Origin of the sequence: Enterobacter cloacae complex sp. P43RS, assembly GCF_014930585.1 — a bacterium.
In the GTDB taxonomy this organism is placed as follows: domain Bacteria; phylum Pseudomonadota; class Gammaproteobacteria; order Enterobacterales; family Enterobacteriaceae; genus Enterobacter; species Enterobacter bugandensis.
Map to the genome: position 1 here is coordinate 317,891 of NZ_JADBRJ010000002.1, position 26,671 is coordinate 344,561.

The following is a 26,671-nucleotide window of genomic DNA, read 5'->3' on the forward strand; positions in this document are numbered from 1 at the left end:
CGTCACTCCTCAGCTCAGGGCCAGCTCGCGGCAGGCGCGCACCGCGCTGAGTGCCGCCAGGGTGGAGGTTTTAGGGTTAGACGCCAGCGGCAGCCCGCTCAGCTCCAGATGGAATTCGCCAAACAGCCCTTCTACGTGCAGCGTGTGGGTGTTACGTTTCGTTGCCGGGTCAACCATCAGTTGCACGCGGGTTTCATCCATCCCGACGCCGCCGAGCGCCACGGTCGCCGCCACGTTGGCATTCGCCGGAAACAGCCTCGCCGCCTCGCGGGCGCTGCCTTCAAAAAAGACCTTCGCCTCTGAGACCGCGTTAAGATCGATAAGCTGCTCGGCGTAGCTGCCGCGCCAGCTGGCCGGGCTTTTACGCGACTGATAGGTGACGCGTTCAAGCCCGCCCTCCTTCGCCGCCGCCAGCCCGTCGATGCCGGCGACCGCCCCGGAAAGCAGGGTAAGTTTTCCGCCCGCCGCGAGCAGACGCTGCTCCAGCGCGCTGTCCGCCAGCGCGCCGGTGGAAATGACCGCCAGATGCCAGCCGCGACGCAGAATGCCTTCGCCGTACTGCGCAACCGCCTGCTGGCTGGCGCACTCCAGCACCAGATCGGGCGTTTGTGCGCACGCCATCGGCGAGGTCAGCGCCTCGACCGCATCGCCAAACTGGTCGCGAATGGCGGCATGGTGAGACGCGCGCGCCACGATCCAGCCGATAGCCACGCCGGCGGGCAGACGCTCAATCACCGCCTGCGCCATGGCGCCATAACCAATTAACATTACCTTTTTCATGATGTGTCCTTACAGATGGCGGCAAAAGCCGCCGGAAACGTCCAGCGCCGCGCCGGTGGTAAACGAGGCCAGCGGCGAGGCGAGAAACAGCAGCGCCTGCGCGGGCTCCTGCGGCTTGCCGAGACGCGCCATCGGAATGCCACGCTTGCGCGCGATCTCCGCCGTCCACTCCGGCCAGCTCTGGCTTTTATCCGCCCGGCTTTCAAAGCGGCGCTGCCACTGGCCGGACTCGACCATACCGAGCAGTATGGAATTGACGCGAATGCCTTTGCCTACCAGCTCTTTCGAGAGCGTCAGCGTCATGTTCAGCAGCGCGGCGCGAGCTGCCGACGTGGCGATCATGTGCTCTTCCGGCTGAAGCGCCAGCAGGGAGTTCACGCAGGTGATGGAGGCGATGTCGGACCGTTCCAGCAGCGGCTGAAACGCCTGCACCGGATTAATGACGCCAAACAGTTTAAGTTCGGCTTCGTGCAGCCACGCCTCGCGCGGCGTGTCGCTGAAGTGCGCCACGTAGCCCTGACCGGCGTTGTTGATCAGCATATCCGCCGCGCCAAAGCGCGCCTGCACCGCATCCGCGAAGGCCTGCACCTCGTCGGCGCTCAGCACGTCGCAGCGGTATGAGAAAATCTCCCCGTCGGGATAGTCGTTTTGCAGCGTCGCATGGGCGCTGGCGAGCCGGTCCGGGTCGCGCCCACAGAAGGCGACTTTCGCCCCTTCGCCCAGCAGCAGGCGCAGCGTTTCAAAGCCAATGCCGGACGAACCGCCGGTAACGACCGCTACGCGGCCGTCAATGTGTGCATTCATCGCGCACCTCTTCGTTAATGCGTAAAAGCTGTTGATTAAAAAACGCGTCGTTATCGAGATAGCTCGCGTGTCCGGCCTGCGGAATCGCGGTAAACGGCATGCCGTAGCGCAGCGCCAGCCCCTGTACCAGCTCGGGCTGCGTGATCGCGTCCTGCTCGCCGCACCAGACTTCAAATTGACCGGCGTAACGCTTAAGCCAGCCGTGAATGTCGTCATGCGCCAGCATCCACGCGGCAGCGAGGTAGCCTTCGGGGCGCAGCCTGCGCATGCCCGCCGCGACGGTGGCGATATCTTCTGCGCGCGCGCCGGGGCGCAGCAGCTTCGCGGCGCGGGTCTGCGCGAGGATGTCGCCGCCGAGCGCCATCTGCTGCTCGCGATTACGCCAGACCTGCTCTCGCTGCGCCGGCGCGGCATTGCCGTAACCCTGCGCGGCGTCCGCCAGCACCAGATGAATGACGCGTTCAGGGAACTTCGCCGCAAACGCGCTGGCCACCAGCGCCCCCAGGGAATGGCCCACCAGTACCGCCTGCCAGACGCCTGCGCGGTCGAGCATCGCCGCCAGCGCGTCGGCGTAATCTCCGGCGTTCGCCCGCTCAACCGCCAGCATCGGGCTTTCGCCGTAACCGGGCATGTCCCACGCCAGCACGCGAAAACCGTTCAGCGCCATCTGCTTGTGCCAGGACGCAGCGCCAGAGCTGATCCCGTGCAGCAGCATCAGCGGGATGCCGCTTCCCTGTTCACGAAAACCCGTCATGGCGCCCCCTTAGTTCCGCTTCACTTTTGAGAGCGGATGATCGGAGGGGTAGGTCGGGATTTCCGGCTTGTTGGTTCCCAGCATGACGCACATCAGCGCCTCTTCTTCCCCGTGGTTAAACAGGCCGCGATAGATGCCCGGCGGGACGGAGATCAGGTCACGCTCGCGCAGCACGGTTTCGGTGTAGTTGTCGCCGTCCTGGATCATCAGCGTGATCTGCCCTTTGAGCATGAAGAACACCTCCTCCACGTCGTCGTGCAGGTGCAGCGGCCCTTCGCACTTCGACGGCAGCACCATGGTGGAGAAGGTAAAATGGTCCGCCTGCACGGTATTGGTGTCGTTCGCCACGCCAGTTGCGCCGGTGCCGATGTAGCGCATCTGCGCCCGGCGGTATTTCGGGTCAAAATCGGCCTGGAACTTCAGCGCGTTCCAGTCGTATTTACGGCCTTCGAAGCGCGCGATGCGCGACTCGACCCACTCTTCCATCGTAAGGTGGTCAGGTTTGATGCCTGTTTTGTTGGTTACGGTTGAATCAGTCATGACACTCTCCTCAGTAACGTCTCAGCAGCGGCAGTAACAGGACGCAGCCCACCGCCGCCATCACCGCCAGAAAAATCAGCCCGGAATCCATGCTGTGGGTGAAGGCAATAAGCGCGCCCATCACCGCCGGCGACAGCGCGCCCGCAAAGTTTCCCAGCCCGTTGAAGATGCCGCCCGCCGTGGCGCTCACCCGGGGATGGGTGGCTTTCGCCAGCAGGGCGAAAATGTTGGGTGCGCCGGTGCCCCACATAAAGGTGCTGAAGCTCATCGCCGCGATGATGGCAAGCGGGGTATCAAGGTGCATCACCGCCGCCAGCCCGACGGCTGCCCCTGCCATCGAGATAAAGCAGGCCGCCGCGCGCTTATCGACCCGGTCAGAGAGCCACGCGCCAATCACCTCTCCCGCCAGCATGGCGATGAACGGCATCGACGACAGCCAGCCCGCGTGCTCCAGATGAATGCCTTTGCCCTTGATGAGATAGCCCGGCAGCCAGCCGTTGATGCCCCACAGGTAGGTCAGAAAAGCGATGTTAAAGATGCAGATGATCCAGAAGTGCGGGCTGACAAACAGCTCGCGCCGCGCCGCGCGCCGCTCGTCCTGAGACGCCTGCGAGGTGCAGGGTTTTGCTTCCAGACGGATCCCGCGCAGGCCAACGCGCACAAAAATAAACACCGGCACGGTCAGCATTGCCATGACAAAGAAGGTGCTCTGCCAGCCGAAGGTGTTCAGCAGCCAGAGGGAGAGCGGGAAGCCAATCGCCGCGCCAACCGGCGTGCCCAGCAGCCAGAGCATGGTGGCGCGCGCCTGTAAATGCTGCGGGAAGTTGTGGCGCACGATGGCGAAAGCCAGCGGGAACAGCGGTCCTTCCGCCACGCCCAGCAGGATGCGCAGGACGATCATTAGCGTGTAGTTATGGGTAAAGCCCATCGCCACCATCAGCGCGCACCACACCACCATCATCCCGGTGAGCAGGCGCAGCGGCGCGATTTTGTCGCCTAAACCGCTCAAAAATACCGACGAAAAGCCATAGCTCAGCAGGAAGGCGCTCATCAGAATGCCGAGGCGCGTGGTGTCAAAATCGATGCCCATCGCCTGTTGGAAATGGGTGTCGGAAAAGAGCGCCGCGATGCTGATTTTGTCGAAAAAGGCCAGCAGCACGCAGGCCAGCAGCGACAGCGGGATGGCCCAGCGCACCGCTTTTTCAGGCGTGCGGGCTCCCTCACCGCTCGCCTCGACGGGCGCGGTGTTGGTCTCTAATGTGGTCATGTCTCCCCCTACGGGTGCGGGTTAGCTATCGCAATGACATCAGTGAAAAAGCCGGGTCGGCGAGCGGTACGTCCGACAGGTCCCGCCCCGCCGCCATCCAGCGCTTCGCCAGCTTGACGGTGCGCGCATCGTTGAACGCCACCAGCTGCGTTAGCCGACCGTTGTCGTCCAGCGAGAAGTACAGCGCCTCTTCACGCACTATCGTTCGGCTGCCCGGCTGCGGAATGCCGAGGATCTGGATGTTGTGCTGATATTGATCCGACCACAGCCACGGCGCGTCGTCGTAGCCTGGCGCATCGGGGTTAAGCATGGCTTTCGCCGTCGCCACCGCCTGATTCTGGGCGAAGGCCCAGGACTGGATGCACAGGCCGTAGTGATGGTGCTGCGCCACGTCGCCTGCGGCAAAGATGAACGGATCGGACGTGCGTCCCTGGGCGTCCACCACGATCCCCCGCTCGGTGCGAAGTCCCGCATCGCGCGCCAGCTCCAGATTGAGATCGACGCCGATCCCCACCACCACCGCGTCAAAGGTTTCGCGCTGGCCGTCGCAGTGGATGACCGGCAGGCCGTTATCGTCCTCCAGCTCCAGCGCGCCGCAGCCGGTACGGATATCCACCCCCTGCTCGCGATGGATAGCTTCTAAGCGCTGCGACACCTCGCCGCTCACCGAGCGCATGCACAGCGCGGGCTGCTGCTCGAACAGCGTGACCGCTACGCCGCTTTTGCGTGCGGAAGCGGCAATCTCAAGGCCGATCCAGCCGCCGCCGACAATCGCCAGTTTTTTACTTTCCGCCAGACGCGCCTTCAGGCGCTGCGCGTCCTGCCAGTGGCGCAGAGTGTAGACCTGCGGATGCGCCGCCCACGCCTGTGAAGGCAGGCGCGCCCGCCCGCCGGTGGCCATTAAAAGAATGTTGTAACTAAGACGTTCGCCGTTGCTTAAACGCACGGTTTTCGCTTCACGATCGACTGATTCAGCACGCAGCGGGCGGTACCAGGTCAGGTTCAGCGCCTGCTGTGCTTCTTCGCTAAACAGCCGCGGGAGCGCCGCGTCCGGCTCCAGCAGAGACGCTTTCGACAGCGGCGGACGTTCGTAGAAATCCCACTCCTCTTCCGCCACCACGCAGATCTCGCCGTCGAAGCCCTCGTCGCGCAGGGTTTTCGCCGCCCAGCCGCCCGCCTGACCGCCGCCGATAATGACAATGCGCGACGTCATACCGCCTCCGGCTTTTTCTGCTGACGGCGGGTGTCGTGGTCAATCCCACCCTCCACCGCCCATTCGGTAAAGGAGACCAGGGAGTGCTCCAGCTCGCGCGGCTGCCAGTTTTCCGTCAGATAGTCGTCGTTGGTGTAATACTCAAACGCGCCGCCGGTCGGGCTATTGACGTACCAAAAATAGGCCGACGACACCGGATGGCGGCCCGGCCCGATAAAGGTGCTCCATTCATTTTTATTCATCGCGATACCGCCGCCGATCACCTCGTGGATGTCGCGCACGGTGAAGGCCACGTGGTTGAGGCCGCGCCTGCGGTTCGGCAGTTGCAGCAGGAACAGGTTGTGATGGCCGCCGCGCGCACCGCAGCGCAGGAACACGGCGCGGTTGATGTAGCGGTCCGAAACCTGGAAGCCGAGCACCTCGCGGTAGAATTTCTCCACCGCCGCCAACTCCTCCACGAAGAACACCACGTGCCCGACGTTGATCGGCTGCGCGCGATCGTAAACCGGGCTGGGCGTGTCGATACGGCGGGCGTCGCCCCACTGGTTGATCGGCTCAACGTTCAGCTCCACGTCGGTCTGCTGGCTGACCTGCACACGCAGGGTCATGCCGTTCGGATCGAGACATTCCAGCGCGTCGCCCACTTCGCGAAAGCCGGGCTGCTGCGCCAGCTTCGGGCGCAGCGCGTCGAGATCGGACTGTGCGGCAACCGCCCAGGTCATGCGGCGCAGGGTGTTGCCCGCTTCAAACGCCGGCGGCAGGTCGGGGCTGTCGATGGGGTTCAGCTCCACGCGCGCGCCGCTCAGGGTGGTAAAACGCTGGCCGCTGGCATCGCCCGTCAGGCCAAAATCACGCATAAATTTGGCGCAGTGCGTCAGGTCTTCCACGCCAAATTCCAGCTTTTCAATTCCGGTTACACTCATCGTTCGTTGCCTCATCTGGCCCAAATTGGGCGTAAAACATGCCCGACGCAGTCAAGCGCCTGACGTTAACTCACTGATTTAGCTGGCCTGTGACAAATAGCCTAAGAAGCCAGAAATTTTATCCGCCGCGAGGCGAACCTCGTTTTGCAGCCGCTCGCGGTCGGTCTGCGGGATCTCCTCCGACGGCACCAGAATGCTGACCACCGCCGCCACGCGTCCGCTTCGGTCATACACCGGGTAGACGATGGAGGAGATGCCGTGGCGGAAGAAGGATTCGCCGATGACAAACCCGCGGGCTTTGTCCTGCTGCACCATCTGCCACAGGGCCTCGCGGTCGTGAAGCTGCCCCGGCGTGTTGCCCGGCAGGCGCTCGTGCGGGAACAACTGTTCGAAATCGGCGCGGGAAATATCGGTCAGCAACATGCGGCCCAGCGAGGTGCAGTGCACCGGCAGGCGGGTGCCAATGCTGACCTGGTTGATGCGCGACCCGGCGGCGCTGACGCGGGCGATGTAGATAATGTCGCGCCCGTCGCGGATCGCCAGATGGCTGCTGCACTGGCTCACGTCGCGCAGCTGCTCGATCACCGGCTGGCCGACCTGCGCCACATCCAGCGAGGCGATGTACTCAAAGCCGAGACGCAGCACGTTCATGCCCAGCGAAAAGGTATTGGTGCGCGCGTTGCGCTCCAGAAAGCCCATGTACTCCAGCGTCTGCACCACGCGATAGGCGGTCGCCTTCGGCATATCCACCAGCCGGTGCAGCTCGGCAAAGGTCAGATCGCGATGCTGCTCGCCAAAGGCCAACAGCAGCTGTAAACCGCGCTCCAGCCCCGGCACCAGATACTTCACTTCCTGATCGTTTGCCATAATCGCCACACCTTAGTTAAAGACAAAACCGCCGTTGACCGGGATCAGCTGCCCGGTGATAAACCGCGACAGATCGCTTAACAGCCAGACCACGCTGCCGGTGACGTCTTCCGGCTGCTGCGCGCCGGTTAACGCGCGGCCATTCTCGTAGAGCTGATGGCGCTCGGCCGGAACATATTCGGTCGCCTCGACGCGGGTTAACCCCGGCGCGATGGCATTAATGCGTATACGCTTTTCACCCAGTTCGCGTGCCATTGAGCGGGTCATGGCAATCACGGCGCCCTTACTGGCGACGTAGGCCATCAGGCGCGGCGCGCCCCACAGCGCGGTGTCGGACGCAACGTTCACGATACCCGCGCCCTCGCGCAGCAGCGGCACCGCGGCGCGCGTCACCAGCCAGGTGCCTTTGACGTTGACGCTCATCACCCGATCCCAGAGATCCGGATCGTAATCGAGCATATTTTTGCCGCCGACGCCCGTCGCCATCGCCGCGTTGTTCACCAGGCCATCAATCTGACCCTGCTCGCCAATCGCGCTGAACACCTGCTCAATGGACTGTGGATCGGCCAGATCGATAACGTGCGGTTCGATCGCATAGCCCCGCTCGCTCAGGGCGTGGGCGCTTTCGGCCAGCTCACCCTTGAGGATGTCGCACATCACCACCGCTGCGCCCTGCTCCGCGCAGGCTTTGGCAAAGTGAAAGCCCAGCCCGCGCGCGGCGCCGGTTATGACGATGCGTTTGCCGCTCAGCAGCCCGTTCATCAGGCGGCTCCCTGCTGTTCTTCGCGCATCGCCAGCTGCTCTTTGGCGGCCTTTTGCATCATGCGGCGCAGGCGCGAGAGGCCGACGTCGTGCTGATACAGGTATTCATGGTCGCGGGCGTTTGGCGCCAGGCTTTCCAGCACCACGCGGTCCTGCTCCAGCACTTCCCAGTGCAGTTTTTCCAGACGGTTGCGGTACATGAAGCGCCACATGTCGCGCTGCCAGCCCTGCACCCGGCGAATGCGCCAGAAGAAGACGCGGCAGTTGTCGTTATCTTCCGGCACCACCATGCCGACGATAAAGAAGTGGCCGCCCGGCCCGAAGCGCTTCTTGTACGGAATGGAGAGGCGCATCCAGCAGGTGCCGCTGTTGCCCAGCTCCACCCAGTCAAAGTTGACGCCGCTCTGCCCTTTCTTCTCAAAAATAAAACCGGTTTTGGTCGGCTGGAGCACCATGTCGGCCTTGCGATCCCCTTCCGCCATTGAGTGCGACGAGGAGTGCAGATAGGTGCCGTGCATCGGGTCCATCACGTTTTCCAGCGCGTACTGGTAATTGCATTTCCACGCGGCGGTGCAGAGGAAATTGCTGAAGCTGTCCGTATCGGCGAGCTCGTCCGGGAAGGTCAGCTCGTCCGGCTGCTGGTCCGCGGTGACGCCAAACCACAGGAAGATTGCGCCGTGCGCCTCCTGCACGTTGTAGCTGCGCACGCACTGCTGGCCGACCAGCGGACATTTGTCCACGGCGGGCACGTCTTTCACCTCGCCGTTGCCCGCGACCTCCACGCCGTGATACCAGCAGGCAATGCGGTCCCCCAGGTTCCAGCCCATCGACAGGCGCGCGCCGCGGTGTGGACAGCGGTCCTCCAGCGCCTGCACCTGGCCGTCTTTGTTGCGCCAGACCACAATCTGTTCGCCCAGGCGGGTAATGCCCACCGGTGCAGACTGCACCTCCCAGCTCGCCAGCACCGGATACCAGAGGCCGCGCAGACCTTTATCGAGATAGTGTTGTACGGTCGTCGTCATCGCGTTGCCCTCAGTAGCCGTTAACCTGTAAGAATGCCTGGAAGCTGGCCTCGCTCCACGGCTCGCCCTGCTGATCGTGCATGCGCACCGCGTTCAGCCCGTTCACCAGCTCCGGTAAGGTTTCAACCCCCTGCTCGAAGAGATCTTCCAGCGTGGCGATGAGGTTCACTTCCCAGCTTTCCGGCTCGCGGCTGCGGGTCTGCCAGATCAGGTTCTGGTAATCACCCGGCTTATGGATCGCACCGTTACCGCCCTCAGCCGGTGGGGCAAACTGACGGCTTTCCGGCAGCGCCGGGTTGTAGTTCAGGGTGTCGCTCATGCCACGGTCTCCTCGACGAAGGTAATCTGAATCTGGTTTTCAAAAACCCGAACCGGGTAGCGGTTGAGGTTGCGCCCGCCGGGGCCGTGCAGGCACTGGCCGGTTTTGACGTCGAATACCGCCTCGTGCAGCGGGCATTCCACCTTGCCGTCCTCCACGAAGCCCTGGCTCAGCAGGGCATAGGCGTGGGGGCATACGTCTTCCAGCGCGTAATATTCACCGTCAATCAAATACACACCGATCTCTTTACCGTCGACGTTGCCGCTAAAAGGGAAATCTTCCTGTACTTGTTCTGCGTCACATACGCCTATCCAGCTCATCACGATCCTCCAGGCTTTTGTTTCATATATGAAACTCTGTTTCTTATTTAATACGGTCAATATAAAAGCGATGAATGTTTCGTCAAGCCGCAATGTGACGAATTTGTTAATCAAACGGCAATTAATTAACTAAGTGTGCAAAGGATCACGAAAAAATGCAGCGATATGAAATTTTCATTATTTCGGTGTGAAAGAATACGATTTATCGATGGCGTTAAATTTTAATAAACAGTGATTGACTTCTTTTCTTTTTGTTCCTTAAAAATAAAAGAAGTGAAAAACATGGTGTTTCACCGGTGAAACTTAATTTTATTTTTTCTTTAATAAACAATGAGTTTCACAGGTGAACCATTTTACCCACGTGACAATCACGCGCATAAAAATAGAAATAAGCGAAAACATAAGGCAGGCGTTATGACGGCAAGATGGCAAGGCACAGTGGCATTGTTATTACTGATTATTATTTCCTACGTTGACCGGGTGAATATTTCTGTAATGATTTTAAACCCGGAATTTGCTCAGCATTTTCAGCTAAATGAAAACAGAATGTTACAGGGAATGCTTATGACCTGTTTTCTGCTGGGTTATGGATTTTCAGCTTTATTATTAACTCCGGTTATTGAAAGCAAACTCCATTATCGACAGGGATTATTGAGCAGCATAGCGATGTGGGCAGCGGTATGCGCCATTTCCCCGCTGCTCGGATCGCTGATGGGCATGCTCGTCGCGCGCACGATCCTGGGGATCGCTGAGGGGCCGCTCTTTTCGCTGAAAACGCGCTTCATCAGCGATCACTTTAGCGCGCAGGAGATCGGCAAACCCAACGCCGTGACCGCGCTGGGCGTCTCGCTCGGGCTGGCCGTGGGCTTTCCGCTGGTAACGTGGCTGATGGCGCATCTCGGCTGGGCCGGATCGTTTTATGCCCTGGCGGCACTGAATCTGGTGCTGGGTGGCGGCCTTGTCTGGCGCTTCCTGCCCGCGCCGCGGGGTGCGGAGAAAATCAAAAAACCGGGCTTCGCAGAGACGTTTTCGCTTGCCTGGCAGACGCCGCTGCTCGGGTGGATCCTGCTGGTGGAGATTGCCACCCTGAGCTATCTCTGGGGGAGCAGCGCCTGGCTGCCCGCGTGGCTGCGCGACGAGCATCATTTCTCGCTGCACGCCACGGGCATGCTTGCGGCCATTCCCTTCCTGCTGAGTCTGGGCTCGAAGTTCCTCGGCGGGGTGCTGCTCGACAAAATGCGTCCGGAACAGGCGCCAATGCTGTTTGTGGTGGGCGGCGCGCTGACGGCGCTGTCCGTGGTCGCGCTGATGCTCAGCCATCAGCCTGCCTGGCTGGCGCTGTTTATGCTCTCGGCGAATATCTTCTGGGGGCTACAGGGGGCGGCTATTCCGGCGGTGATCCAGCATCACGCCGCGCGGGAAGCGGTGGGCAGCGCTTACGGCATTATCAACGGGATCGGCAATATCTGCGCGGCGTTTATTCCGCTGCTGATGGGGATGGTGATGAGGTCGGTAGGGTCGGTCAGCTCAGGCTTTTCGGTGCTGGTCGTCTCGCAGGTAATCACCCTGCTTGCCGGGGGAATGTTGCTGCTGCGCATGCGTCGCGCAGCAGCAATCAGCGCGTAAGGCTTATTCGCCTTTTTTCGCGGCCTGGATGTAGAGCATTTCCAGCGCCAGGGTCGCCGCGGCAAGCGCGGTGATCTCGGACTGGTCATAGGCTGGCGCCACTTCCACCACGTCCATTCCAACGATGTTCAGATCCTTCAGGCCACGCACCAGCTTGATGGCGCGGTCTGACGTCAGGCCGCCAATAACCGGCGTACCGGTACCCGGTGCAAACGCCGGATCCAGGCAGTCGATATCGAAGGTCAGGTATACAGGCATATCGCCGACGATCTGCTTAACCTGAGCCAGAATATCGTCCACGCCGCGATCGTTCACCTGGCCAGCGTCCAGCACGGTGAAACCGTTGTCTTTGTCGAACTCGGTACGGATGCCGATCTGCACGGAGTGGTTCGGATCGATCAGGCCTTCTTTCGGCGCGGTGTAGAACATGGTGCCGTGGTCGAACTCGCAGCCGTTCGCGTAGGTGTCGGTATGCGCATCGAAGTGCACCAGCGCCATTTTACCGAAGTGCTTCGCGTGGGCGCGCAGCAGCGGCAGAGTGACAAAGTGGTCACCGCCGAAGGAGAGCATGCGTTTGCCGGCCGCCAGCAGTTTCTCTGCGTGCGCCTGCAATTTTTCGCTCATTTCGCGCGCGTCGCCGAAGGCGTACACCAGGTCACCGCAGTCCACCACGTTCAGGCGCTCGCGCATGTCGAAGTTCCACGGGAAGCGGTTGTGCTCCCAGGCCAGGTTGGTGGAAACCTGACGGATTGCCGCCGGGCCGTGACGACCACCCGCACGACCGGAGGTTGCCATGTCGAACGGTACGCCGGTGATCACCCAGTCAGCGTCGCTGTCGTACGGCTGGAAGTTCATTGGAAGGCGTAAAAAACCAAACGCGTTAGATACCAGAGAGTTATCGTACTGATGACCTAAAGTGCTCATGTCCTGACCTCTTTTGACGTCGATACATTAAAAACAGATGAAAAAAAATCCCCTCCGCGTCGTTAAACCCGACGAGGAAGGGATTGATTCGTAAATCGCATATTGGGGCGAATTATCGCCGTTAATTCATACGGGTTCAAGTGAGTATAGGGCATTGTGCGGTCTGATGCCCTCACCTCAACCCTCTCCCACCGGGAGAGGGAGGTTTTACTACTCGTCTTCCAGGTAGGTGTACCCGTACAGACCCGCTTCAAACTCTTCCAGGAACTGCTGCTGCAAGGCATCGTCCAGACCGGTGTTTTTCACCTGGTCACGGAACTGGGTGAGCAGTTTTTTCGGATCCAGCTGCACGTATTCCAGCATATCCGCCACGGTGTCCCCTTCATCGGACAGCTCAACCTCGACGCTGCCGTCAGGGAAGACAAACACGTCAACCGCTTCGGTATCGCCGAACAGGTTGTGCATGTTGCCGAGGATCTCCTGATACGCACCCACCATAAAGAAGCCCAGCATTGGCGGGTTCTCCGGATCGTACTCCGGCATTGGCATCGTCGTTGCGATACCGTCACCGTCAACGTAGTGGTCAATCGCGCCGTCAGAGTCACAGGTGATGTCCAGCAGCACCGCGCGACGTTCCGGAGCGTGGTTCAGCCCTTCCAGCGGCAGAACCGGGAACAGCTGGTCGATACCCCAGGCATCCGGCATCGACTGGAACAGGGAGAAGTTGACGTACATTTTGTCCGCCATACGCTCCTGCAACTCGTCGATAATCGGACGATGCGCGCGGTTGCTCGGGTCGAGCTGTTTCTGCACTTCATGGCACATGTTCAGATAGAGCTGCTCCGCCCACGCGCGCTCCTGCAGGCTGAAGGTGCCTGACGAGTAGCCGACGTGGATATCGTGCAGGTCCATCTGGCTGTCGTGCAGCCATTCGCGCAGGGAACGGCGCGTGCCCGGCTCGTGCATCTCCTGCCAGGTTTCCCACATGCTTTGCAGGGAACGCGGGGCATCATCTTGCGGAGGCGTCGCTTCGGTGATTTCGCTGCGCTCGACGCCAATGATATTAGACACCAGCACCGTATGGTGCGCGGTAACCGCGCGGCCGGACTCGGTGATCACCGTCGGGTGCGGCAGGCCGTGCTCTTCACAGGCATCGCCAATCGCCCAGATGATGTTGTTGGCGTATTCGTTCAGGCCGTAGTTCACCGAGCAGTCGGACTGCGAGCGGGTCCCTTCGTAGTCCACGCCCAGGCCACCGCCCACGTCGAAGCACTGAATATTCACGCCAAGCTTGTGCAGCTCAACGTAGAAACGCGCGGACTCACGCACGCCGGTGGCGATGTCGCGAATATTGGCCATCTGCGAGCCGAGGTGGAAGTGCAGCAGCTGAATGCTGTCCAGACGACCGCGCTCGCGCAGGATCTCCACCAGCTGCAGCACCTGGTTCGCCGCGAGGCCGAACTTGGATTTTTCACCGCCGGAGGACTGCCATTTACCGGAACCCTGCGACGCCAGACGCGCACGCACGCCGAGGCGTGGGATCACATTCAGACGCTCGGCCTCTTCCAGCACGATCGCAATTTCGGTCATTTTCTCGATAACCAGATAGACCTTGTGGCCCATCTTCTCGCCAATCAGCGCCAGACGAATGTATTCGCGGTCTTTATAGCCGTTACAGACGATCACCGACCGGGTCATGCCCGCGTGCGCCAGAACCGCCATCAGCTCCGCTTTGGAGCCTGCTTCCAGTCCCAGCGGTTCGCCGGAGTGGATCAGGGATTCGATTACGCGGCGGTGCTGGTTCACCTTGATCGGGTAAACCAGGAAGTAGTCGCCGTTATAGCCGTAGGATTCACGCGCGCGCTTGAACGCGGCGTTAATGGAACGCAGGCGATGTTGCAGGATCTGCGGGAAGCAGAACAGTGCAGGCAAACGCTGGCCCTGCGCTTCACGGGCTTTCACCAGCTTAGCGAGATCCACGCGCGCTTCAGGGACGTCCGGATCCGGGCAGACGCTGATGTGGCCCAGCTCGTTGACGTCGTAGTAGTTATTGCCCCACCAGGCAATATTGTAAGTGCGCAGCATCTTGCTGGCTTCCTGGGAGCTCATCGCAACCTCCTGCATAGAACGTAGTACACCCTGTTCGCCCGCTGACGAAGGCGAAAAAGAAGACATGTCGTCAGACATAGCGAACCTCAACTCTTTGTATTAAGTGTAAAACAGTTGACTACTATCGCAGCGTTATACGGCGATAACAACCCATAAACGGCTCCGTTTCCCAGCAGAGTATGCTGAAATCCAGACCGTGCGACCGGTTTCTTATTCATATCATTGTAAAACACGTATCCGAACTCTGTATGACAAGGTTCGGCGAAACCACGAGAAAACTCTTGTATTAACAAGAGCGCCCTTGTTCAGTTTTCACAGAGCGTAACCGGCCCTTGAATCCTGAGAAGCGCCGAGATGGGTATAACATCGGCAGGTTTGCAGACTAGAAATGCGGGTTGCGGGAATCAATGGCGCGCCAGAACGGCAGCGCTGAATTAGCGGAAAACGATGGTTCATTATCTCGTATCACCTCCACGGCCGCCTCTGATGAAACGGACCCCAAGCCAAAGCTAAAAGTTCACTGCTTAACCCGGCTGGAAGTGGCGACACGATGTATTCATCGAGCGCTGATTTTATATGAGCCGCGCGCCGCGTTTTATACCGAGAAGGGGGCTAAAAAGCAAAACAAAAATACGCGTGTTGCCAGCAGCGTCAGGAAAAATTTCCAGCAACCATTTCAACGCAGTGAGAGATGAATCAAAAAAAACTGGAAATCGGGCGAAGAAGTGACCTAAAATAGCCATCCAGATGTTAATCCATCTATACTGATTAACACTCATACTGCCAGTGTCAAAAACCTGCAGGCCTTGGTAGAATTATCTCCTTTGGCTATTCCACACAGCAGCTTGAGCTAACCAAATTCCTCTTAGGTGAAATAAAACATGGCAAAACACCTGTTTACGTCCGAGTCCGTATCAGAAGGACATCCTGATAAAATTGCTGACCAAATCTCCGATGCGGTGCTGGATGCGATCCTGGCGCAGGATCCTAAAGCGCGCGTAGCGTGTGAAACCTATGTCAAAACCGGCATGGTTCTGGTTGGCGGTGAGATCACCACCAGCGCATGGGTTGATATCGAAGAGATCACCCGTAACACGGTGCGTGAGATCGGCTATGTACATTCTGATATGGGCTTTGATGCCAATTCCTGCGCGGTGCTGAGCGCGATTGGCAAACAGTCTCCGGACATCAACCAGGGCGTTGACCGTGCCGATCCGCTGGAACAAGGCGCGGGCGACCAGGGCCTGATGTTCGGTTATGCAACCAACGAAACCGACGTGCTGATGCCAGCGCCTGTGACCTACGCACACCGTCTGGTGCAGCGTCAGGCTGAAGTGCGTAAAAACGGCACCCTGCCGTGGCTGCGCCCGGATGCGAAAAGCCAGGTCACCTTCCAGTACGACGACGGCAAAATCGTCGGTATTGACGCGGTGGTGCTGTCTACCCAGCATGCCGAAGAGATCGATCAGAAATCCCTGCAGGAAGCAGTGATGGAAGAGATCATCAAGCCAGTTCTGCCAACCGAATGGCTGAGCTCAGCAACCAAATTCTTCATCAACCCAACCGGACGCTTTGTTATCGGCGGCCCAATGGGCGACTGCGGCCTGACCGGTCGTAAAATCATCGTTGATACCTACGGCGGCATGGCGCGTCACGGTGGCGGCGCGTTCTCCGGTAAAGATCCGTCTAAAGTTGACCGTTCTGCCGCGTACGCTGCGCGCTATGTAGCGAAAAACATCGTTGCTGCCGGCCTGGCCGACCGCTGTGAGATTCAGGTTTCCTACGCAATCGGCGTGGCTGAGCCAACCTCCATCATGGTGGAAACCTTCGGTACGGAGAAAGTGCCTTCAGAACAGCTGACCCTGCTGGTGCGCGAGTTCTTCGACCTGCGTCCATACGGCCTGATTCAGATGCTGGATCTGCTGCACCCAATCTACCAGGAAACCGCTGCATACGGTCACTTTGGTCGTGAACATTTCCCATGGGAAAAAACCGACAAAGCCGCTCTGCTGCGTGAGGCTGCCGGTCTGAAGTAATCGACAGCCGAGAGTATTAAACAGGCCAGCCTTTGTGCTGGCTTTTTTTATGTCGGGTGGCGGCTAAAGCCGCACAACTGAAAGCGATTACACCGCACCGGCACCACTCCGCTTTCAGAATAATCTCTTTGCATGTTCGCCTTTCTTCTGCTGTTACATTTCCTTTCAGTTAAGTCTGAAATTCAAACAAACGCGATGCGCATCACCTCGTTTACCTCTATATTTTCAAAGCTTTAATAATTTTTACGGTTGCACGTTAGTGTAACCGATTACACCATTGTGATTAATCTCACATATTTTTACGGGTCGCTCACCTACCCTTATCATCAATAAAACTGATAACCCAACTGGAGGGCATAATGCCTGACAATAAAAAACAGGGGCGTACGTCCAACAAGGCGATGACTTTCTTCGTCTGCTTCCTCGCCGCCCTGGCAGGATTACTCTTTGGCCTGGATATCGGCGTCATTGCCGGCGCTCTTCCCTTCATCGCAGACGAATTCCAGATTAACGCGCATACCCAGGAATGGGTGGTTAGCTCCATGATGTTCGGTGCGGCCGTTGGGGCCGTCGGCAGCGGCTGGCTCTCCTTCAAGCTCGGACGCAAAAAGAGCCTGATGATCGGTGCGATTCTCTTCGTCGCCGGTTCGCTCTTCTCCGCTGCCGCCCCTAACGTTGAAGTGCTTATTCTTTCCCGCGTGCTGCTGGGCCTTGCGGTGGGCGTGGCGTCTTACACCGCCCCGCTTTACCTCTCCGAAATTGCGCCGGAGAAAATCCGCGGCAGTATGATTTCCATGTACCAGCTGATGATCACCATCGGTATTCTCGGCGCTTACCTGTCCGATACCGCGTTCAGCTACAGCGGCGCATGGCGCTGGATGCTCGGCGTGATCATCATCCCGGCCATTCTGCTGCTGATTGGCGTCTTCTTCCTGCCGGACAGCCCGCGCTGGTTTGCCGCCAAACGCCGCTTCGTTGATGCCGAACGCGTGCTGCTCCGCCTGCGCGATACCAGCGCGGAAGCGAAAAACGAGCTGGAAGAGATCCGCGAAAGCCTGAAGGTAAAACAGTCCGGCTGGGCGCTGTTTAAAGAGAACAGCAACTTCCGTCGGGCGGTGTTCCTCGGCGTGCTGCTGCAGGTGATGCAGCAGTTCACCGGGATGAACGTCATCATGTACTACGCGCCAAAAATCTTTGAACTGGCGGGTTACACCAACACCACCGAGCAGATGTGGGGCACCGTTATTGTGGGCCTGACCAACGTGCTGGCGACCTTTATCGCCATCGGCCTGGTGGACCGCTGGGGTCGTAAGCCAACCCTGACCCTGGGCTTCCTGGTGATGGCGACGGGTATGGGCGTTCTCGGTACGATGATGCATGTGGGCATTCACTCCCCAACCGCCCAGTACTTCGCGGTGGGCATGCTGCTGATGTTTATCGTCGGGTTTGCGATGAGCGCCGGTCCGCTGATTTGGGTACTGTGCTCTGAAATCCAGCCGCTGAAAGGGCGTGATTTTGGTATCACCTGCTCTACCGCAACCAACTGGATTGCCAACATGATCGTCGGCGCAACGTTCCTGACCATGCTCAACACCCTGGGCAATGCCAACACCTTCTGGGTCTACGCCGGTCTGAATATCTTCTTTATTGTGCTGACCGTCTGGCTGGTTCCAGAAACCAAACATGTTTCTCTGGAACATATTGAACGTAACCTGATGAAAGGTCGTCCGCTGCGCGAAATCGGCGCCCACGACTAATCCTCTTGCGGGAGGCGCCTCTTGCGCCTCCCCGCTTCCCGCTTTATGCTCTGCCCCTATGAAAGCTCCCCGTCTCCCCATCGCCATTCAGCAAGCCGTTATGCGCAGCCTGCGGGAAAAACTTGCCCAGGCGAATCTGAAACTCGGCCGCAATTACCCTGAACCGAAGCTGGTCTATCAGCAGCGCGGCACCGCAGCCGGCACCGCCTGGCTGGAATCGTACGAGATCCGCCTGAACCCGGTGCTGATGATGGAAAACCAGCAGGCGTTTATTGAAGAAGTGGTGCCGCACGAGCTGGCGCACCTTCTGGTATGGAAGCATTTTGGCCGCGTCGCGCCGCATGGAAAAGAGTGGAAATGGATGATGGAGGCGGTGCTCGGCGTTCCGGCGCGCCGTACCCATCAGTTCGAGCTGGAATCGGTACGCCGCAATACCTTCCCCTATCGCTGCCAGTGTCAGCAGCACCAGCTTACCGTCCGCCGCCATAACCGCGTGGTGCGCGGCGAGGCGACCTACCGCTGCGTCAAATGCGGCGAACCGCTGATTGCGGAGTAATCACCTGAACTTTCAGGAACTTTCCTGATCTGACTGATTGCATACAGGAACAACATTCGTTACGTTGCGGGCTCGTTTTGACACGGAGTGTAAGATGTCCCGTAATGTTTCTCTCGCGGTCGCTTTTCTGGCGACGGCGCTTTCCGGTCAGGCCCTGGCCGACGGTATCAACAGTTTTTCCCAGGCCAAGGCAGCAGGCGTGAAGGTGAACGCCGATGTGCCGGGCGATTTCTACTGCGGCTGCAAAATTAACTGGCAGGGCAAAAAAGGGGTCGTTGACCTCGAATCCTGCGGCTATAAGGTGCGTAAAAACGAAAACCGCGCCAGCCGCATCGAGTGGGAGCATGTCGTTCCGGCCTGGCAGTTTGGTCACCAGCGCCAGTGCTGGCAGGACGGCGGACGTAAAAACTGCGCCAAAGATCCGGTTTATCGCCAGATGGAAAGCGACATGCATAACCTGCAGCCTGCGGTTGGTGAAGTGAACGGCGACCGCGGCAATTTCATGTACAGCCAGTGGAACGGTGGCGAAGGCCAGTACGGCCAGTGCGGTATGAAGGTAGATTTCAAAGAGAAAGTCGCCGAGCCCCCTGCCCGCGCGCGCGGCAGCATCGCCCGCACCTACTTCTACATGCGTGACCGTTATGACCTCAACCTTTCACGCCAGCAGACGCAGCTGTTCAATGCCTGGGATAAGCAGTATCCGGTGACGGAATGGGAATGCCAGCGCGACGAACGTATCGCCAGAGTCCAGGGGAATCATAACCCGTACGTCCAGCGGGCTTGCCAGGCGCAAAAGAGCTAACCTACACTACGGCAATTCGCTTATACCGCATGACATATGGAATTTTTGACTATGCGCATTCCCCGCATTTACCACCCTGAACTGATTACCGCAGGCCGCGAAATCGCCCTGTCTGACGACGCCGCCAACCACGTTGGCCGCGTGCTGCGCATGGGGGCTGGCCAGGCAATACAGCTGTTCGACGGCTCTAATCAGGTTTTCGACGCGGAAATCACGCGGGCGGATAAAAAAAGCGTGCATGTGAATGTCTTGCGCGGCGAAGTGGACGACCGTGAATCGCCGCTGCACATCCACCTTGGGCAGGTGATGTCGCGCGGAGAAAAGATGGAGTTCACCATTCAAAAATCCATTGAGCTGGGTGTAAGCCTCATTACGCCACTTTTTTCCGAGCGCTGTGGCGTTAAACTGGATGCGGAACGTCTGAACAAAAAGATCCAGCAGTGGCAGAAAATCGCCATTGCGGCCTGCGAACAGAGTGGTCGCAACCGTATTCCGGAGATCCGCCCGGCGATGGATCTGGAGGACTGGTGTGCAGAAGAGGAAAGCGGGCTGAAGCTCAATCTTCATCCGCGCGCCAGCGCCAGCATCAATACGCTGCCGCTGCCCGTTGAGCGCGTACGCCTGCTGATTGGCCCCGAAGGCGGCCTGTCGGCGGACGAAATTGCGATGACGGCGCGCTACCAGTTTACTGATATTCTGTTGGGACCTCGCGTTCTGCGCACTGAGACAACGGCACTCACGGCCATAACCGCGCTACAGGTACGGTTTGGCGATCTGGGTTGAAGTATTAACGGAGAAGAACATGATAAAGCTCGGCATCGTGATGGATCCCATCGCAAACATTAACATCAAGAAAGATTCCAGCTTCGCCATGCTGCTGGAAGCGCAGCGTCGTGGCTATGAGCTCCACTATATGGAGATGAACGATCTTTATCTGATCAACGGTGAAGCCCGCGCACGCACCCGCATCGTTAACGTCGAGCAGAACTACGACAAATGGTACGAATTCGGCACCGAGCAGGACATTGCCCTGGCCGACCTCAACGTCATCCTGATGCGTAAAGATCCGCCGTTTGACACCGAATACATCTATAGCACCTACATCCTTGAGCGTGCCGAAGAGAAAGGGACGCTGATCGTCAACAAGCCGCAGAGCCTGCGCGACTGCAACGAGAAGCTTTACACCGCCTGGTTCTCTGACCTGACGCCGGAAACGCTGGTCACCCGCAGCAAAACGCAGCTGAAAGAATTCTGGCAGAAGCACGGCGACATCATCATGAAGCCGCTGGACGGCATGGGCGGCGCGTCTATTTTCCGCGTGAAGGAAGGCGACCCGAACATTGGCGTGATTGCCGAAACGCTGACCGAGCTGGGCACGCGTTACTGCATGGCGCAAAACTATATTCCAGCGATCAAAGATGGCGATAAGCGCGTGCTGGTCGTGGACGGTGAGCCGGTGCCTTACTGCCTGGCGCGTATCCCACAGGGTGGCGAAACCCGCGGTAACCTGGCGGCAGGTGGCCGCGGCGAGCCGCGCCCGCTAACCGAAAGCGACTGGGAAATTGCCCGCCGCGTTGGCCCAACGCTGAAAGCCAAAGGCCTGATCTTCGTTGGCCTGGATATCATCGGCGATCGCCTGACTGAAGTTAACGTCACCAGCCCAACCTGCATTCGCGAAATCGAAGCGGAGTTCCCGATCTCGATCACCGGAATGCTGATGGACGCTATCGAAAAACGTTTACAGAAATAAACTGTGACAGCGCCTGGGTTTATCCCCATACTGGGCGCTGTCGCTTTTTAAACCAGGAAACAGTACCTCTGACAATGAATTTACAGCATCACTTTCTTATTGCCATGCCTGCTCTCCAGGATCCGATTTTTCGCCGCGCCGTGGTTTATATTTGTGAATACAATGAAGACGGCGCGATGGGTATTATCATCAACAAACCGCTGGAAAACCTGCAGGTTGAAGGGATTCTGGACAAGCTGAAAATCTCGGCTGAAGCGCGCCTGCCGGAAATCCGGCTTGATAAACCGGTGATGCTGGGTGGACCTCTTGCCGAAGATCGCGGCTTTATCCTGCATACCCCGCCGGTATTCTCTTCCAGCATTCGCATCTCCGATAACACCGTGATCACCACCTCGCGCGACGTGCTTGAAACGCTGGGCACCGCTGAGCAGCCTTCCGAAGTGCTGGTGGCGCTGGGCTATTCGTCGTGGGAGAAAGGCCAGCTTGAGCAAGAGATCCTCGATAACGCCTGGCTTACTGCACCTGCGGACATGAATATTCTGTTTAAAACCCCTATTGCCGATCGCTGGCGTGATGCGGCAAAGCTGATTGGCATTGATATTCTGACCATGCCTGGCGTAGCGGGGCACGCGTAATGAGCGGCACCCTTCTCGCCTTCGACTTCGGCACCAAAAGCATCGGCGTCGCCGTGGGTCAACGGATCACCGGCACCGCCCGCCCGCTCGCGGCGCTGAAAGCTAACGACGGCACGCCGGACTGGAACCTGATTGAGCGCCTGCTCAAAGAGTGGCAGCCGGACGACGTGATTGTCGGCCTGCCGCTGAACATGGACGGCACCGAGCAACCGCTTACCGCCCGCGCGCGTAAATTCGCCAATAAAATCCATGGCCGCTTTGGCGTCTCCGTGAAGCTTCACGACGAGCGTCTCAGCACCGTCGAAGCGCGTGCAGGCCTGTTTGAACACGGTGGCTTCCGGGCGCTCAACAAAGGCAGCGTAGACTCCGCTTCAGCCGTTATCATCCTCGAAAGCTACTTCGAACAGGGCTTTTAACGCAGGGGCCTACAGCCGCCCCTGTGCCCGTCTCTCCGCCAGGCTCTGGTCAAAGTTCTGCATTCCCGCCTGCTGGCCGGTTTGAATGATGCCGGGCAGCTGCCACGTCTTCCCCTCACGAATCAGATTCGCCGCCGCCGCGGTGTTTACCAGCAGCTCGTACAGCGCGACGCGCCCGCCCTGAAGATCGGGAAGCAGCTTTTGCGCCAGCACTGCCCGCAGGCTGCCAGCCAGCTGGTTACGCACCGGATCTTTCTCCTGCGCCGGGAACGTATCGACCAGCCGTTCAATCGCCTGTGCTCCCCCGCGCGTGTGCAGCGTCGCCAGCACCAGATGCCCGGTCTCCGCCGCCGTCAGCGCCAGGCGGATCGTTTCGCTGTCGCGCAGCTCCCCCAGCAAAATAACGTCCGGGTCCTCGCGTAACGCACTGCGCAGCGCCTCTGCAAATGACGGGCTGTGCTGGCCTATCTCCCGCTGCTGAATCAGGCAACGTTCACTCTGGTACATAAACTCCACCGGATCTTCAAGCGTGAGGATATGGCCGTCAGTATGGCGGTTGAGGAAGTCGACCATTGCGGCCAGCGTGGTGGATTTACCGCTGCCGGTCGCTCCCGTTACCAGAATCAACCCGTTGTCGCTGGACAACAGTTCGGGAATAGCGCGCGGCACCCCAAGCGAAGGGAGCTGCGGACAGGAACGCGGCAACAGCCGCAGGGTAACGGAGATGCCCTTCATCTGCTTAAACGCACTGCCGCGCAGACGCTGGTCTCCTGCGACCGTCACGGCAAAATCGACCTGCCCGTTTGCCCACCATGCGCCCTGCTGTTCGTCGTTGAGCCACGCCTTTAGCAACGCCCCGACATCGGGCGGCGGAAACGGGGCCGGCTCAAGGCGGCCCAATCTGCGCCAGCGCGGTGGTGAATCACTGCACAGGTGTAGATCGGAGACGTTATGCTTTACACTAAGGGCCACAATTTCTTCCACATCCATAGACTACTCCTCGGAAAATGAACGACATTGCGCATAACCTGGCACAGGTCCGGGACAAAATCTCAGCCGCTGCAACGCGTTGCGGCCGTGCTTCAGAAGAAATTACGCTACTTGCAGTCAGCAAAACCAAGCCTGCGAGCGCCATCGCAGAAGCGATTGCTGCAGGTCACCGGGCGTTTGGCGAAAACTACGTGCAGGAAGGTGTGGATAAAATTCGCTACTTCCAGGAGCAGGAGACGTCCGATCTGCAATGGCACTTTATTGGTCCCCTGCAGTCGAACAAAAGCCGTCTGGTGGCAGAGCACTTTGACTGGTGCCATACCATCGACCGTCTGCGTATTGCTTCCCGTCTGAACGACCAGCGCCCGGCGGAGATGCCTGCGCTTAACGTGCTGATTCAAATCAACATCAGTGATGAAAACAGCAAGTCCGGCATTGCGCTGAGCGAGCTGGATGCGCTGGCCGCAGAGGTGGCCGCCCTGCCGCGCTTAACCCTGCGCGGGCTGATGGCCATTCCGGCACCTGAGTCAAGTTATGAAAGGCAGTTTGCCGTGGCACAGCAAATGGCTGTAGCATTTGAGGCGCTTAAAGCGCGCTATGAAACGGTAGACACGCTTTCACTGGGCATGTCGGATGATATGGAAGCCGCCATCGCGGCAGGCAGCACTATGGTGCGCATCGGCACAGCCATTTTCGGTGCGCGCGACTACACCAAATAATAAGGAAACCTGAGGAACGCCATGAAGACGTTGACTTTCCTGCTCTCAACGGTCATTGAGCTGTACACGATGGCGCTTTTGCTGCGCGTCTGGATGCAGTGGGCCCGCTGTGACTTTTACAATCCGTTCTCCCAGTTTGTCGTGAAAATCACGCAACCTGTTGTCGGACCGCTGCGCCGTATTATCCCGGCCATGGGCCCCATCGACAGCGCTTCGCTGCTGGTGGCGTTTATTCTGAGCGTGCTCAAAGCCATCGTGCTGTTTATGGTCATCACCTTCCAGCCGATTATCTGGATTGCCGCCGTTCTGATTCTGATCAAAACCGTCGGTTTGCTGATCTTCTGGGTACTGCTGGTGATGGCGATCATGAGCTGGGTAAGCCAGGGACGTAGCCCGGTAGAGTACGCCTTGATTCAGCTGGCCGAGCCGCTGCTGCGTCCAATCCGTAACCTGCTTCCGTCCATGGGCGGCATCGACTTCTCCCCGATGATCCTGGTGCTGCTGCTCTATGTGATCAACATGGGGATCGCCGAACTGCTCCAGTCTACGGGCGATATGCTGCTGCCGGGGCTGTGGATGGCGCTATGAGTGCAGTAAGCACCTGCGCCGACGGGCTGGTTTTACGGCTGTATATTCAGCCGAAAGCCAGCCGTGACAGTATTGTTGGGCTGCATGGCGACGAGCTAAAGGTCGCCATCACCGCCCCACCGGTCGATGGCCAGGCGAACGCGCATCTGACCAAATATCTGGCAAAACAGTTTCGCGTCGCCAAAAGCCAGGTCATCATTGAAAAAGGTGAACTTGGGCGGCATAAACAGGTAAAAATCCTTAATCCGCAATCTATCCCGACGGAAGTCGCGGCTCTGACAGAACAGGACTAAACCATGCAGAAAGTTGTTCTCGCGACCGGTAACGCCGGTAAAGTGCGCGAGCTGGCCTCGCTATTAAATGATTTTGGGTTGGACGTGGTGGCTCAGACCGAGCTGGGCGTGGAGTCCGCCGAAGAGACGGGCCTGACGTTTATCGAAAACGCCATTCTGAAAGCACGCCATGCGGCGCAGGTAACCGGCCTGCCCGCGATTGCCGACGACTCCGGTCTGGCCGTGGATTTCCTCGGCGGCGCGCCGGGAATTTACTCCGCGCGCTATTCCGGGGTGGACGCCACCGACCAGCAGAATCTGGAAAAGCTGCTCGTGGCCCTGAAGGACGTTCCCGACGAACAGCGTACCGCGCAGTTCCACTGCGTGCTGGTCTACATGCGTCATGCGGAAGACCCGACGCCGATTGTCTGTCACGGCAGCTGGCCGGGCGTGATTACCCGTGAAGCGGCGGGCAACGGCGGCTTTGGCTACGACCCGATTTTCTTTGTCCCGACCGAGGGCAAAACCGCTGCGGAACTGACCCGCGAAGAGAAAAGCGCGATTTCCCACCGTGGACGCGCGCTGAAACTGTTACTGGAAGCACTGCGTAATGGCTAATTTGCCGCCTCTGAGTCTTTATATTCATATCCCGTGGTGCGTGCAGAAATGCCCGTACTGCGATTTCAATTCGCACGCGCTGAAGGGCGAAGTGCCGCACGATGACTACGTCGCGCATCTGCTGGCCGACCTGGACGCCGATGTGCCGTACGCACAGGGACGTGAAGTTAAGACCATTTTCATTGGTGGCGGTACGCCGAGCCTGCTGTCAGGCCCGGCAATGCAGACGCTGCTGGACGGCGTGCGTGCGCGCCTGAACCTGGCGGCGGATGCGGAAATTACGATGGAAGCCAACCCCGGCACCGTTGAGGCCGACCGTTTTGTCGAGTATCAGCGCGCGGGCGTGAACCGTATCTCCATCGGCGTGCAGAGCTTTAGCGAGCCGAAGCTGAAGCGTCTGGGTCGCATTCACGGCCCGGAAGAGGCGAAGCGCGCGGCGAACCTGGCAACGGGGCTTGGGCTGCGCAGCTTTAACCTCGATTTGATGCATGGCCTGCCGGATCAGTCGCTGGAGGAGGCGCTGGACGATCTGCGCCAGGCAATTGAACTGAACCCGCCGCATTTGTCGTGGTATCAGCTCACCATCGAGCCAAACACGCTGTTCGGCTCCCGCCCGCCGGTGCTGCCGGATGACGACGCGCTGTGGGATATCTTCGAGCAGGGCCACAAGCTTTTGACCGCTGCCGGGTATCAGCAGTATGAAACGTCCGCCTACGCGAAGCCGGGCTTCCAGTGTCAGCACAACCTGAACTACTGGCGTTTTGGTGATTATCTGGGGATTGGCTGCGGCGCCCACGGCAAGGTGACCTTCCCGGATGGTCGCATCCTTCGCACCGCCAAAACCCGCCACCCGCGCGGGTATATGGAAGGCCGCTACCTGGAGCGTCAGCACGACGTTGAGGCGGCGGATAAGCCGTTTGAGTTCTTTATGAACCGTTTCCGCCTGCTGGAAGCCGCGCCGCGCGCGGAGTTTTCGCTGTACACTGGCCTGGCGGAATCGGTGATTCGTCCGCAGATTGACGAAGCGCTGGCAAAGGGGTATCTCACCGAGAGTGAGGAATGCTGGCAGATCACCGAGCACGGCAAGCTGTTCTTAAACTCCCTTCTTGAGCTGTTCCTCGCCGAAGATTCCTGAAGGCTGATTCAGGATTTCGCATCCCGTTCTGCCGGCTAAGGGAAAGGCTGGCAGAGTATGGGGATGGAAATTATTCGTTTTCTGGAACAACGAACTCTGGGATACGAAGAGGTGGTGTTAGAGAGGATCTTTGAGACGCTGCAAATGCTGCAACTCTCACTCCTGCC

At 59.0% G+C, this 26,671-nt stretch carries 31 protein-coding genes; 15 read left to right on the forward strand and 16 right to left on the reverse strand.

The window, feature by feature from the left end; translation table 11 throughout:
- Positions 1–9: 9 nt before the first annotated feature.
- From IM294_RS05310 to IM294_RS05365, 12 genes are all read right to left on the reverse strand, one after another.
- Positions 10–780 (reverse strand): aspartate dehydrogenase, encoded by a 771-nt coding sequence (locus tag IM294_RS05310; RefSeq protein WP_126817195.1) that lies wholly within the window; start codon positions 778–780, stop codon positions 10–12.
- Positions 781–789: 9 nt separating this feature from the next.
- On the reverse strand, positions 790–1,584 hold the full coding sequence (locus IM294_RS05315) for an SDR family oxidoreductase (RefSeq protein ID WP_126817193.1): 795 nt from the start codon (positions 1,582–1,584) through the stop codon (positions 790–792).
- Entirely contained in the window at positions 1,568–2,338 is a 771-nt protein-coding gene (locus IM294_RS05320) for an alpha/beta fold hydrolase (protein WP_126817191.1), read from the reverse strand. The genes IM294_RS05315 and IM294_RS05320 overlap by 17 nt, the downstream gene beginning before the upstream one ends.
- Before the next feature lie 9 nt (positions 2,339–2,347).
- The gene (locus IM294_RS05325; RefSeq protein ID WP_017382915.1) at positions 2,348–2,878 is read right to left on the reverse strand and encodes a cupin domain-containing protein; all 531 of its coding nucleotides are present in this window, start codon (positions 2,876–2,878) and stop codon (positions 2,348–2,350) included.
- A gap of 10 nt (positions 2,879–2,888) precedes the next feature.
- Positions 2,889–4,145: an MFS transporter gene (locus IM294_RS05330; RefSeq protein WP_126817189.1), complete on the reverse strand. Its 1,257-nt coding sequence runs from the start codon at positions 4,143–4,145 to the stop codon at positions 2,889–2,891.
- 25 nt (positions 4,146–4,170) lie between these two features.
- Entirely contained in the window at positions 4,171–5,358 is a 1,188-nt protein-coding gene (locus IM294_RS05335; protein ID WP_126817187.1) for an NAD(P)/FAD-dependent oxidoreductase, read from the reverse strand.
- Positions 5,355–6,281: a VOC family protein gene (locus tag IM294_RS05340; protein WP_126817185.1), complete on the reverse strand. Its 927-nt coding sequence runs from the start codon at positions 6,279–6,281 to the stop codon at positions 5,355–5,357. Before IM294_RS05340 ends, IM294_RS05335 begins: the two co-directional genes overlap by 4 nt.
- A gap of 78 nt (positions 6,282–6,359) precedes the next feature.
- Entirely contained in the window at positions 6,360–7,148 is a 789-nt protein-coding gene (locus tag IM294_RS05345; RefSeq protein WP_028014350.1) for an IclR family transcriptional regulator, read from the reverse strand.
- Positions 7,149–7,160: 12 nt separating this feature from the next.
- The gene (locus IM294_RS05350) at positions 7,161–7,910 is read right to left on the reverse strand and encodes an SDR family oxidoreductase (RefSeq protein ID WP_003860050.1); all 750 of its coding nucleotides are present in this window, start codon (positions 7,908–7,910) and stop codon (positions 7,161–7,163) included.
- A complete protein-coding gene (locus tag IM294_RS05355) occupies positions 7,910–8,932 on the reverse strand; it encodes an aromatic ring-hydroxylating dioxygenase subunit alpha (RefSeq protein WP_028014352.1) in 1,023 nt (340 codons plus the stop codon). Before IM294_RS05355 ends, IM294_RS05350 begins: the two co-directional genes overlap by 1 nt.
- Before the next feature lie 10 nt (positions 8,933–8,942).
- The gene (locus IM294_RS05360; RefSeq protein WP_028014353.1) at positions 8,943–9,251 is read right to left on the reverse strand and encodes a recombinase-like helix-turn-helix domain-containing protein; all 309 of its coding nucleotides are present in this window, start codon (positions 9,249–9,251) and stop codon (positions 8,943–8,945) included.
- Complete coding sequence (locus IM294_RS05365; protein ID WP_003860044.1) at positions 9,248–9,571, reverse strand: non-heme iron oxygenase ferredoxin subunit; 324 nt, start codon at positions 9,569–9,571, stop codon at positions 9,248–9,250. Before IM294_RS05365 ends, IM294_RS05360 begins: the two co-directional genes overlap by 4 nt.
- A gap of 414 nt (positions 9,572–9,985) precedes the next feature.
- Here IM294_RS05365 and IM294_RS05370 point away from each other — a divergent pair, with 414 nt between their 5' ends.
- The gene (locus tag IM294_RS05370) at positions 9,986–11,197 is read left to right on the forward strand and encodes an MFS transporter (RefSeq protein ID WP_126817183.1); all 1,212 of its coding nucleotides are present in this window, start codon (positions 9,986–9,988) and stop codon (positions 11,195–11,197) included.
- 3 nt (positions 11,198–11,200) lie between these two features.
- On the opposite strand, the gene speB is transcribed toward IM294_RS05370, so the two are convergent.
- The 3 genes from speB to yqgB form a co-directional block, all read right to left on the reverse strand.
- The gene (speB, locus tag IM294_RS05375) at positions 11,201–12,121 is read right to left on the reverse strand and encodes an agmatinase (RefSeq protein ID WP_017382921.1); all 921 of its coding nucleotides are present in this window, start codon (positions 12,119–12,121) and stop codon (positions 11,201–11,203) included.
- A 210-nt stretch (positions 12,122–12,331) separates the two neighbouring features.
- Positions 12,332–14,308 carry a biosynthetic arginine decarboxylase gene (gene speA / locus IM294_RS05380; protein WP_028014361.1) on the reverse strand — a complete coding sequence of 659 codons (1,977 nt, stop codon included), beginning with the start codon at positions 14,306–14,308 and terminating at the stop codon, positions 12,332–12,334.
- An 8-nt stretch (positions 14,309–14,316) separates the two neighbouring features.
- Positions 14,317–14,448, reverse strand: a complete 132-nt coding sequence (gene yqgB / locus IM294_RS05385; RefSeq protein ID WP_127312443.1) for an acid stress response protein YqgB — start codon at positions 14,446–14,448, stop codon at positions 14,317–14,319.
- Positions 14,449–14,637: 189 nt separating this feature from the next.
- On the opposite strand from yqgB, the gene IM294_RS22165 reads away from it, so the two are divergent.
- The 9 genes from IM294_RS22165 to ruvX all read left to right on the forward strand — a co-directional run bounded on the left by IM294_RS22165 (position 14,638) and on the right by ruvX (position 22,182).
- Positions 14,638–14,925: a hypothetical protein gene (locus tag IM294_RS22165; RefSeq protein WP_045260764.1), complete on the forward strand. Its 288-nt coding sequence runs from the start codon at positions 14,638–14,640 to the stop codon at positions 14,923–14,925.
- Positions 14,926–15,111: 186 nt separating this feature from the next.
- On the forward strand, positions 15,112–16,266 hold the full coding sequence (gene metK / locus IM294_RS05400) for a methionine adenosyltransferase (protein WP_041908329.1): 1,155 nt from the start codon (positions 15,112–15,114) through the stop codon (positions 16,264–16,266).
- 359 nt (positions 16,267–16,625) lie between these two features.
- Positions 16,626–18,023: a galactose/proton symporter gene (gene galP / locus IM294_RS05405; protein ID WP_041908328.1), complete on the forward strand. Its 1,398-nt coding sequence runs from the start codon at positions 16,626–16,628 to the stop codon at positions 18,021–18,023.
- Between the two features lie 58 nt (positions 18,024–18,081).
- Positions 18,082–18,579: a SprT family zinc-dependent metalloprotease gene (locus tag IM294_RS05410; protein ID WP_028014364.1), complete on the forward strand. Its 498-nt coding sequence runs from the start codon at positions 18,082–18,084 to the stop codon at positions 18,577–18,579.
- Positions 18,580–18,673: 94 nt separating this feature from the next.
- Positions 18,674–19,381 (forward strand): deoxyribonuclease I, encoded by a 708-nt coding sequence (endA, locus tag IM294_RS05415; RefSeq protein WP_028014365.1) that lies wholly within the window; start codon positions 18,674–18,676, stop codon positions 19,379–19,381.
- A 51-nt stretch (positions 19,382–19,432) separates the two neighbouring features.
- Positions 19,433–20,164, forward strand: a complete 732-nt coding sequence (rsmE, locus tag IM294_RS05420; RefSeq protein WP_014833222.1) for a 16S rRNA (uracil(1498)-N(3))-methyltransferase — start codon at positions 19,433–19,435, stop codon at positions 20,162–20,164.
- Between the two features lie 19 nt (positions 20,165–20,183).
- The gene (gshB, locus tag IM294_RS05425; protein ID WP_041908326.1) at positions 20,184–21,131 is read left to right on the forward strand and encodes a glutathione synthase; all 948 of its coding nucleotides are present in this window, start codon (positions 20,184–20,186) and stop codon (positions 21,129–21,131) included.
- Between the two features lie 74 nt (positions 21,132–21,205).
- Complete coding sequence (locus tag IM294_RS05430) at positions 21,206–21,766, forward strand: YqgE/AlgH family protein (protein WP_028014368.1); 561 nt, start codon at positions 21,206–21,208, stop codon at positions 21,764–21,766.
- Positions 21,766–22,182: a Holliday junction resolvase RuvX gene (gene ruvX / locus IM294_RS05435; protein WP_008499753.1), complete on the forward strand. Its 417-nt coding sequence runs from the start codon at positions 21,766–21,768 to the stop codon at positions 22,180–22,182. The genes IM294_RS05430 and ruvX overlap by 1 nt, the downstream gene beginning before the upstream one ends.
- Before the next feature lie 9 nt (positions 22,183–22,191).
- Here ruvX and IM294_RS05440 read toward each other — a convergent pair whose 3' ends face one another.
- A complete protein-coding gene (locus IM294_RS05440; protein WP_126817180.1) occupies positions 22,192–23,172 on the reverse strand; it encodes a type IV pilus twitching motility protein PilT in 981 nt (326 codons plus the stop codon).
- 17 nt (positions 23,173–23,189) lie between these two features.
- Between IM294_RS05440 and IM294_RS05445 the strand changes: the two genes are divergently transcribed.
- Genes IM294_RS05445 through hemW form a run of 5 tightly spaced genes read left to right on the forward strand, consistent with a single transcriptional unit; the run spans position 23,190 to position 26,504 of the window.
- Positions 23,190–23,891, forward strand: a complete 702-nt coding sequence (locus tag IM294_RS05445) for a YggS family pyridoxal phosphate-dependent enzyme (RefSeq protein ID WP_047367421.1) — start codon at positions 23,190–23,192, stop codon at positions 23,889–23,891.
- Positions 23,892–23,912: 21 nt separating this feature from the next.
- The gene (locus tag IM294_RS05450; RefSeq protein WP_045260768.1) at positions 23,913–24,479 is read left to right on the forward strand and encodes a YggT family protein; all 567 of its coding nucleotides are present in this window, start codon (positions 23,913–23,915) and stop codon (positions 24,477–24,479) included.
- Positions 24,476–24,772 carry a DUF167 family protein YggU gene (yggU, locus tag IM294_RS05455; RefSeq protein ID WP_014885193.1) on the forward strand — a complete coding sequence of 99 codons (297 nt, stop codon included), beginning with the start codon at positions 24,476–24,478 and terminating at the stop codon, positions 24,770–24,772. The genes IM294_RS05450 and yggU overlap by 4 nt, the downstream gene beginning before the upstream one ends.
- A 3-nt stretch (positions 24,773–24,775) precedes the next feature.
- The gene (locus tag IM294_RS05460) at positions 24,776–25,369 is read left to right on the forward strand and encodes an XTP/dITP diphosphatase (RefSeq protein WP_010435473.1); all 594 of its coding nucleotides are present in this window, start codon (positions 24,776–24,778) and stop codon (positions 25,367–25,369) included.
- The gene (gene hemW, locus IM294_RS05465) at positions 25,362–26,504 is read left to right on the forward strand and encodes a radical SAM family heme chaperone HemW (RefSeq protein ID WP_059358294.1); all 1,143 of its coding nucleotides are present in this window, start codon (positions 25,362–25,364) and stop codon (positions 26,502–26,504) included. The genes IM294_RS05460 and hemW overlap by 8 nt, the downstream gene beginning before the upstream one ends.
- Positions 26,505–26,671: the final 167 nt, after the last annotated feature.